The organism is Sphingobium indicum BiD32, assembly GCF_000382885.1.
In the GTDB taxonomy this organism is placed as follows: domain Bacteria; phylum Pseudomonadota; class Alphaproteobacteria; order Sphingomonadales; family Sphingomonadaceae; genus Sphingobium; species Sphingobium japonicum_C.
The window spans coordinates 1-8,527 of record NZ_CAVK010000005.1 but is presented as its reverse complement, the minus strand read 5'-3'; the positions used below and the strand labels follow the sequence as shown (position 1 = coordinate 8,527).

At 62.0% G+C, this 8,527-nt stretch carries 10 protein-coding genes and 1 pseudogene; 1 reads left to right on the top strand and 10 read right to left on the bottom strand.

Annotated features, from left to right (window positions below):
- Window positions 1-39: 39 nt before the first annotated feature.
- The 9 genes from EBBID32_RS00440 to EBBID32_RS00400 all read right to left on the bottom strand — a co-directional run bounded on the left by EBBID32_RS00440 (window position 40) and on the right by EBBID32_RS00400 (window position 7,917).
- Window positions 40-1,362, bottom strand: a complete 1,323-nt coding sequence (locus EBBID32_RS00440; protein ID WP_156022428.1) for an outer membrane protein assembly factor BamB family protein — start codon at window positions 1,360-1,362, stop codon at window positions 40-42.
- Window positions 1,363-1,385: 23 nt separating this feature from the next.
- Complete coding sequence (locus EBBID32_RS00435; protein ID WP_037487948.1) at window positions 1,386-2,084, bottom strand: tetratricopeptide repeat protein; 699 nt, start codon at window positions 2,082-2,084, stop codon at window positions 1,386-1,388.
- 76 nt (window positions 2,085-2,160) lie between these two features.
- Window positions 2,161-3,033: a 3-methyl-2-oxobutanoate hydroxymethyltransferase gene (gene panB, locus EBBID32_RS00430; protein WP_006948768.1), complete on the bottom strand. Its 873-nt coding sequence runs from the start codon at window positions 3,031-3,033 to the stop codon at window positions 2,161-2,163.
- A 58-nt stretch (window positions 3,034-3,091) separates the two neighbouring features.
- Window positions 3,092-3,427 carry a type II toxin-antitoxin system RelE/ParE family toxin gene (locus EBBID32_RS00425; protein ID WP_006948767.1) on the bottom strand — a complete coding sequence of 112 codons (336 nt, stop codon included), beginning with the start codon at window positions 3,425-3,427 and terminating at the stop codon, window positions 3,092-3,094.
- Window positions 3,420-3,701, bottom strand: coding sequence for a type II toxin-antitoxin system Phd/YefM family antitoxin (locus EBBID32_RS00420; protein ID WP_006948766.1), 282 nt, complete (start codon window positions 3,699-3,701; stop codon window positions 3,420-3,422). The genes EBBID32_RS00425 and EBBID32_RS00420 overlap by 8 nt, the downstream gene beginning before the upstream one ends.
- Window positions 3,702-3,810: 109 nt before the next feature.
- Window positions 3,811-6,267, bottom strand: coding sequence for a TonB-dependent receptor (locus tag EBBID32_RS00415; RefSeq protein WP_006948763.1), 2,457 nt, complete (start codon window positions 6,265-6,267; stop codon window positions 3,811-3,813).
- A gap of 158 nt (window positions 6,268-6,425) precedes the next feature.
- Window positions 6,426-6,614, bottom strand: a complete 189-nt coding sequence (locus EBBID32_RS00410) for a YezD family protein (protein WP_006948759.1) — start codon at window positions 6,612-6,614, stop codon at window positions 6,426-6,428.
- A gap of 103 nt (window positions 6,615-6,717) precedes the next feature.
- The gene (locus tag EBBID32_RS00405) at window positions 6,718-7,386 is read right to left on the bottom strand and encodes an RBBP9/YdeN family alpha/beta hydrolase (protein ID WP_006948758.1); all 669 of its coding nucleotides are present in this window, start codon (window positions 7,384-7,386) and stop codon (window positions 6,718-6,720) included.
- A 153-nt stretch (window positions 7,387-7,539) separates the two neighbouring features.
- Window positions 7,540-7,917 (bottom strand): PRC-barrel domain-containing protein, encoded by a 378-nt coding sequence (locus EBBID32_RS00400; protein ID WP_006948757.1) that lies wholly within the window; start codon window positions 7,915-7,917, stop codon window positions 7,540-7,542.
- A gap of 88 nt (window positions 7,918-8,005) precedes the next feature.
- Between EBBID32_RS00400 and EBBID32_RS00395 the strand changes: the two genes are divergently transcribed.
- Window positions 8,006-8,437 (top strand): OsmC family protein, encoded by a 432-nt coding sequence (locus tag EBBID32_RS00395; RefSeq protein ID WP_006948756.1) that lies wholly within the window; start codon window positions 8,006-8,008, stop codon window positions 8,435-8,437.
- On the opposite strand, the pseudogene EBBID32_RS25175 reads toward EBBID32_RS00395, so the two are convergent.
- Window positions 8,409-8,527 (bottom strand): annotated as a pseudogene (locus EBBID32_RS25175) (EamA/RhaT family transporter); the annotation flags it as partial. The gene EBBID32_RS00395 and the pseudogene EBBID32_RS25175 overlap by 29 nt on opposite strands.

Sequence of the window (8,527 nt, the reverse complement as noted above, 5' to 3'; positions counted from 1 at the left end):
CCCGCCTTCGCGGGAGCACGCCTAGCATATTTGTTGCTCTTAGCGGAGTGCCGTCAATTTGCCATCGTCGGCAAGCACATAGAGCATATTGTTGGCGACGATGGGCGAGAGCGACATGGAGCGATCCATGTCCACTTCCGCCTGCACGCTGCCGGTCGTGGGATCGACATAGACCATCTGCCCGCGCGTGGACACGACGATCAGGCGATTGCCCGCCAGAACAGGGCCGGTCCAGCGGATCGCCTTGTCCTTCTTCTTTTCCTTCTGCCAGCGGCGCAGCTGGCTGACCCAGCGGATCTTGCCGGTGGCGCGCGCGACGCAGAGCAGGCGGGCGTCGCTGGTGACGACGAACACCCATTCGCCCACCACTGACGGGGTGGAGATGCCCGCAATGTTGATTTCCCACAGGCGCTGGCCGCTGGTCAGTTCATAGGAGGCCATGCGGCCGCCCTGGCCGATTGCGAACACGCGGCCACGGTCGATCACCGGGTCGGCGTCAATGTCGGTCAGTGATGCAACAGCGGTCGAAATGCTGGTGCGCGACAGCGCGTCGCCCCACAGGGTCCGGCCATTTTCATAACGATAGGCGGTCAGTTCGCCTGAGCTGTAGCCCGCGATCACCGTGCCCTGCGCAGCGGCAGGCGCAGCGACGCCGAACACGCCGGTGACCTGCAAGGTGCCACTGTCGGTCCACTGGGTTTCGCCATCGGACTGGTTAAGCGCGAAAATCTGATTGTCCTGGCCCATGACATAGACATGGCCATTTTCCAGCGTCGGCGCGCCGCGCAGCGGACCGGCCAGATGCTTCTTCCAAATGATTGCGCCGTCCGCGGCATTAAGCGCGAATACGTCGCCCAGACCTGTGCTGGCAAACACCCGGTCGCCCAGCACGCTGACGCCGCCGCCGAATAGCGAACGGCCATTGCCCTTGCCTTCGGCCGGCAGGCTGGTCTGCCACAATTTGCTGCCATTGGCCGCGTCGAACGCGATGACATGCGCGCCTGCGTCGGTCACGAACAGCTTGCCGCCCGACACGACCGGCGACGCGGCGAGGCGCGCCTGCGGCGAACTGCCCTCGATCGAGGCGCTCCACACCTGCGTGGGCGATCCGCCGAGCGAGACATTGCCCATCGCCTTGGAGGGGTCGCCGCCCGGCTGCGCCCATTGTTCGTTCACATAGGGGGCAGGCAGGCTGACCGGCACGTCGGCCAGCGCCGGTTCGACCTCGACACCCTGTTCATTGTTCAGGATGGACACGCGGTTGCCCAGCACCGGGGTCTTTGGACCACCCTTCTTGCCGCCGATGATGCCGCAGCCAGCCAGCAGCGCGATCATCAGGGTGAGCGTCACGGTTCTCTTCATGCTGTCCATTCCCATGCGCTCATTCATCCCTGTGCCGGATCAGCGGGCAATTCAACCGCGTCGATCCCCAATAGTCCTGCCATCTGTCGCGCACGTGAACGGATCGACTGGGGCACATTGGCGTCCTTGGCTATGCCGGCAAAAAGCGGCCCGGCCAGATCATTCTTGCCCATCTTCATATAGGCGATGGCGACCAGCTCACCCGCGCTGCCGAACCAGGGCGCGCCCTCGATCGCCAGCGGTTTCAGGCGATCGACGATCTGTTGGGGCTTCAATGTCTCAAATTCCAGCGCTGTCTGGCGGATCAGCGCCAGATCGCGATAGGGCTGGTCCAGCCCCGTGTCGGCGACCATCGCGCCATAAAGGGCAATCGCCCCCTTGGCGTCGCCCTTGCGCGAGGCGGTCCCGGCCTGAACGAGCAGGGCAGACGCGCGATAGCCCGGCTGGCTGGCCTTGGTCAGTGCGTCGAGTTGCCTGGCATCGGGCGTGCCGCCGCCCGTCGCGGTCGCCAGCACGGCGTCCATCTGTTCCGACACGGCTTCCGCCTCAGTCTTGCTGTGATGCTGCCAGTAAAGCCAGCCACCAAAGGCCGCCAGGCCGACCACGACCGCGACCAGAATCCAGCGCCCATAGCGCTGCCATACGGTCAAAAGCTGGTCCTGACGGACCGCTTCATCGACCTCACGCATGAAGGCTTCGCTATTTTGCGGCGTCAGGGCCACGATATTCTCCGGGACATGGATCAGAAACAGACGGGCAGAAGGCGCGATCAATAGCGGCGCTTATGCCACAGGCAAATCACTTTTTCGGGCGATAGACCTGTTCTTCGGTTGGAAAGCTGCGGTCGCGTACATCGGCGGCATAGCGTTCGGCCGCGCTGGCGATGGTTTCCGCGATATTGTCGAAGCGTTTGACGAAGCGTGGCACCCGCTCGAACATGCCCAGCATATCTTCGGTCACCAGCACCTGCCCGTCGCAATGGGCCGACGCGCCGATGCCGACGACCGGCACATCAACGCTGTCGGTGATGGCGACGGCGAGTTCCTCCATCACCCCTTCCAGCACCATGGCAAAGGCACCCGCCTGCGCGACGGCGCTGGCATCCGCCATGATCTTGGCATGTTCTTCCTGGCTCTTGCCGCGCGCGCCATAGCCGCCCAGCGCGTTGACCGCCTGCGGGGTCAGGCCGACATGGGCCACGACGGGGATGCCGCGCTGGCTGAGGAACGCGATCGTCTCCGCCATCACCTGCCCGCCCTCCAGCTTGACCGCCGCCGCGCCAGTTTCGGCCATGATGCGGCTGGCGCTGGCAAAGGCCTGTTGCGGGGAGGATTCATAGCTGCCGAACGGCATGTCGACGATGACGACACTGTGATAGCTGCCGCGCACGACCGCCGCACCATGGGCGATCATCATATCGAGCGTGACGGCAAGGGTCGATGGCAGGCCATAGATTACCTGCCCCAGCGAATCGCCGACCAGCAGCATGTCGCAATGGGGGTCGAGCAACTGCGCCTGCCGCGCGGTGTAAGCGGTCAGCATCACCAGCGGCTCTGCGGTTTTCCCCTCAAATTTGCGTCGCTGGATGGCGGGCACGGTCAGCCGCTTCATCGGCGCGGGGGTGGGATTGGCGCGGCTGGTCGATGTGTCGAGCGTGAAGGTCGTGGACATTGGCAGGCTCTAGCCCAGCGCGCGGCGGCGCGCAAATGCCGGAGGGGCGGGGATGGTCCTACTGGCCCAGCAGGCGCTGGCTCAACAGTGCCTGCATGTCGCGACGGCCATCGGCAATCATGAGGATCAGCACGATGTCCCCCACCACGCTGTAAAGGAGGCGATAGGGCGGATGAACGAGTTGCCTGCACTCCTTGGTACCGGAAGCCTCCAGTTCCTGTGGAATCGACCCACGCAGCGGATAGTGCCGTAATGCGAGAACGCGCTCATCCAGTTGGTTCAGAAGATCATCGGCAGCGTCAACGGATCTCACCTCTGCCATATAGGCGTGAATAGCGCGCAAATCGGCGTGCGCGGCCTTGGTGAGAATTACCTTGTAGGGCGCGTCAGTCATCTTCGGCGCGAGGCCGGGATTTCAGCTGTTCCACCGCTTGTTCCCAGGGGATAGTACGGCCAGCTCTTAAATCTTCCATCCCCAACGCCAATATCTTGAGCATCGCCAGTGTTTCCTGGGTCTTTTCATAATCGCGGATATCCTGGACGATGGCCTTTGCTTCGCCATTCTGGGTGAGGATCATCGGCTCGGCACCGTCATTCAGGTCGGCGAGGATTTCGGCGGCATTTGCCTTGAAATAGCTGATCGGCTTGATCCGGCTGGAATAGCGCATGGCGATGGTCCTCGATCGAATTTGGACCATATATAGTCCATTGCGCCATGCAACGCAAACGGGGCGGCATTGCTGCCGCCCCGCCGGGGTGAGCCTGATAATTTGCGGATCAGAAGCTGAATTTGATCGTGCCGCCCCAGGTCTGGGGGTCGCCGGGCTGGCCGGCGATCAGGCCGGTATTGCCGGGCGCGACTTGCAGCGTTTCGATATAATCGACGTCGAGCGCGTTGCGGACCCAGCCGAATATGTCGAACCCTTCACCCCGGAAACCGGCGCGGAAGTTGGTCAGCGCATAGCCCTTGACGCTGGTGTAGATGGACGGCGAGGCGTTGCTGTTCCAGCGTGACCGGTAATTGCCGTCGACCCCGAAATAGACCTGACCTTCCTTTGCCAGCAGCGTGACCGGCTGGTTGATCTCCGCGCCGTAGGAGAAGGCCCATTTCGACACGCCCGGCAGACCGGCACCGGAAATGTCGCACTGGCGGGGGCTGAATGCGCCCGGAACGCCAGGCTGCGAATAGTCGGCCGGGACATTGGCTGGCTGCAACGTGCCGCCCGACAGTTCGGGCGGGCAGGGGGCGTTGGTGAACTTCTTATATTGGGCGTCGGTATAGGCACCGTTGGCATAGGCGGTGAAACGGTCGCTGGCGACGATCTTGAAGTCCGCCTCGATACCCCGCGAGCGCACCTTTTCCGCGTTGGCCAGATAACCGCGCACCGTGCCGAACTGGCCGCCATTCACCGTTGCCTGGAAATTGCTGATGTCGGTGCGGAAGGCGGTGAGGTTGAAGGTAGCCCGGCGATCGAAGAACTGGGTCTTGAGGCCGATTTCATAATGGTTGACCCCTTCCGGTTTCACCGTGCCCGCGTCGTAATTGACCGTGTTGTCGGCGTTGAGCGGCAGGCCGTTCTGGTTGATGCCCAGCGTCTTGAAGCTCTTGGCGTAGGTTGCGTAAGCGAGAATGTCGCGGGCAACCTTGTAATTGATGTTGAAGTCGTAGGTGAAGTTCCATGCGCTGTCGGACGGCGCACTGATCTGCGGCTGATAGACGCCGCACTGCGCCGCCAGCGTCGACCCTGCGGCCGGGGTGGGGGTGCAACTGATAACTTCGCCCGCGCCGTTGGTCACCACACGCTGATAATAGCCGGACTTCTTGTCATAATTGATGCGGGCGCCCGGCTGGATGGTCAGGGCATCAGTGACCTTCCAGCTGACCTGCCCGAACAGCGCCGCGCTGTCGGCCTTGAGATATTGGGTGTTGCTGGCGGTCAGACCCTGAAGGATGGCGGGGTCGGTCGCCTGCGCGCCGGTCAGGCTCCAGCGGCTGGCATCGGCGCCCTGCTGCTCGGTGCCCTGGGTGTCGATCCGCTGTTTGAAGCCGAACAGACCCAGCACGAAATCGATCTGCTGGCTTTCGTAATTATAACGGAATTCCTGGCTATACTGGTCCTGCTGCGACGGGTTCTGCGATTTGGACACGATCGACAGGCCGGTAAAGTCGCGATCATTTTCCGGCTTCCAGTCCCAGAAGCGCCAGGCAGTGACCGACGTCAGCGTGCCGGGGCCGACATCCCATTTGATCTTGGCCGACACGCCGCCAATCTTGTTGCCCGCGTTCAGGCTGGAGTCGAGATCGGTCCGGCGATCATAGACATTACGACTGACCGCATAGTTGCGACCGGGATTGGCCGCATTGATCGCGGCGACCAGTGCGTCATATTGGCGGGTGAGCGCGCGCTGCGTGCGCCCGACGCGGACGAAGGCCGTGCCGCAGCATTCAGGATCCTGCTTGCTATAGTCGCCCGACAGGGTGATGCTGAAATCGTCGCCGGGCTGGAACAGCAACTGGCCGCGCAGGCCAAGATTATCCTGTTCGTTGATCCAGCGGTCGCTGTTGGTGTTGAACAGGGTGCCGCGACGGCTGGTCGATGCCATGGCGATGCGTACCGCGACGGTGTCGGACAGAGGGCCGGAGATAGCGGCCTTCGCCTGTTTGAGGTTGAGGTTGCCGACCGTCAGTTCGGCGCGCCCCTCGAAATGGAAGGTCGGCTGGTTGGTCGTAATGTTGATCGCGCCCGCCGTGGTGTTCTTGCCATAGAGCGTACCCTGCGGCCCGCGCAGCACTTCGACCTGCGCGACATCGAGAAAGTCGAAGGTCGCGGCAGCAACGCGGCTGTTATAGACGTCATCGACATAGATGCCCACGCCCTGTTCAAAGCCGTCGCTGGTCAGGCCGAACGGCACGCCCAGGCCGCGAATGTTGACCGACGTGTTGCGCGGGTTGGTGGTATAGACCTGCAATGTCGGTGCAAGCTGTTGCAGCTTCACAATATTGAAATTGCCGGTCGCCTCGATGCTGTCGCCACGGACCACGGAAATGGCCAGCGGCACTTCCTGCGCGGTTTCCTGACGGCGGCGGGCGGTCACGACGATGACGTCGCTACGCGGATTTTGTGTCTCGGCGGCCGGGTCGACCGGCTGCGGCGTGGTGTCCTGTGCAAAGGCGGCAGGCGTGATGAAGGAGGTGCTTGCCACGCTGACAAGCAACAGAAAACGCGCAATCATGATGGTCCCCTTTTTCCGGCGGTCCGGTGTTCAGTTGATCGCGGCGTTTCCGGTGGTCCGGTCAAAGCCTGTAGATATGGGATGATGTGATGTCGTGCGGCCACCCCCCGCCGCATGGGCCATGGTGACCCGATAGCCCCGTCATATGCCTTCCGCTGTCAGCTGGTCAGGCGGGTCTTTTCAGTTACGTCGATCTGCACCACGCGGGCGTCATGGACGGTCAGCGTGATCGATCCGAACTTCAGGCCCGCCAGCACGCCGCGCACCTTGTCGATGCTCGTTATGATGTCGGACCGATGCGTGTCGGCGCGGCCGTTGCGCAATTCAACTGGTCGTGTGTCTGTCATGCGTTACCTCTTTCCGCACATTATCTCAACTATAATGATAGACAAAAAAGCAAATATAAGGGGCGCGCAAGTTTCTCTTGTCGCGCCCCTTGGGATTTGAGGGTCAGACGTTAGCGCGCAGGCCCGCCGAGACCAGCGACTGCCGCGCGAGCGGTATGGCCGGACGGGACTGGCGCATGGCCGATGCCTGTTCCTGCGCATTGTCGATGAGCCGTTCGAGCAATCCCTGCCCAAAAGTCCAATCGCCAAGGCGTGAATCGGCGTTGATATGACCGACATGGCCAGCATCCACAAACTCGCTGCCCCAATATTTACCGATGCTGTGGGCGCGCTCGAAGAAGATGTAAGGGTCGTCCCGGCTGGCCACCAGAATGGAGGGGAAGGGCAGAGGCGCGCGCGGGGTGGGACCAAAGCCGCCGATCGTTTCGGGCGTTTCCATCCGGTCGCAATCGGGCGGCGCGACCAGCAGCGCGCCGGTTACCGGCCAGCCATAGGCCTGGCTTTGCAAGGCACCCCACCAGGCGACGGCCATGCAGCCCAGACTGTGGGCGGCCAATATGACCGGGCCGTTGGCGGCGCGGATCGCTGCGTCCAGTCGCGTGACCCAGGCATTGCGATTGGGGCTGGCCCAGCTGCCCAGATCAACCCGTTCGCAATCGCCGCGTGTTTCCTCCCACAGGCTTTGCCAATGGCCCGGCCCGCTATTGTTAAGGCCAGGGATGGTCAGCACGACCGGTTGGCGCGTGTCACCCGAAAATCCGAATCGCTCCATGGTCTGATCCTCATCCTGTCTATCCAGGGCATGAGGATAATTCTATTTTTATGGTAGACAATTAGTAAGCGACAAAATGTGTCGAAATCTGGGCGACCGGAAGGCGCAGGCGGACGGGAGGCTTGATCGTGCCGTCTGTCCGCCTGACAGCCATCACCAGGGGTAGATCAGACCATAATATTGATAGACGTTACGACCATAGCCATCGTCATAATCGGGGCGTTCGTCGGCCATGTGGCGGGGTGCTTCCTCCAACACCTTGCGGTCCAGTTCGACCACATAGCCGCCCTGTTCGGTATCATAGCTCAACATCGACCAGGGCAGGGGATAATGGTCATGCCCCATCCCCAGAAAGCCGCCAAAGGACAGCACCGCATAGCGGACCTGTCCCGACGCCTTGTCGACCATGAAGTTGGAGATTTTGCCGAGCTTTTCGCCCTGCCGGTTATAGACGGCGGTGCCCTCCACCCGGTCGGACGCGATCAGCGCGCCATGATTTACCCCCTGATTTACCATTGCCGTGTCAGACATTGTCTCTCTCCTGCACAAGTGGGATCATAAGGATGCAACCACGGGGATGCCCATGGGTTCCTTGTCGGCAAGCGCAGGAGATAGAGTCATGAAAATCAATCGCAGCGGATCAGCGGTGTGGAGCGGCGGGCTGAAGGACGGCAAGGGTGCGATATCGACCCAGAGCGGCGCGCTGGACGCCTATCCCTATGGATTTGCTACCCGTTTTGAAGGCGTGCCGGGCAGCAATCCCGAAGAATTGATCGCGGCGGCCCACGCCTCCTGCTTCACCATGGCGCTTTCCCTGATCCTGGGGGAAGCGGGGCTGACGGCCAGCAAGATGGAGACCAATGCCGTCGTCACGCTGGAAAAACAGGAGGATGGCTTTGCCGTCACCGCCAGCCATCTGACGCTCAAGGCCAGCATACCCGGCGCGGATGATGCGACTTTTCAGGATCTGGCGGCCAATGCCAAGGCCAACTGCCCGATTTCCAAATTGCTCAAGGCGGATATCAGTCTGGACGCAGAGTTGCTGTCCTGATCGGTGCCGTCCTGCCGCGGACATGCTCGCGCCAGGCAATATAGAGGCCGCTGGCGATGATCAGGGTTGCCCCGATCCAGGTCGTCGCCA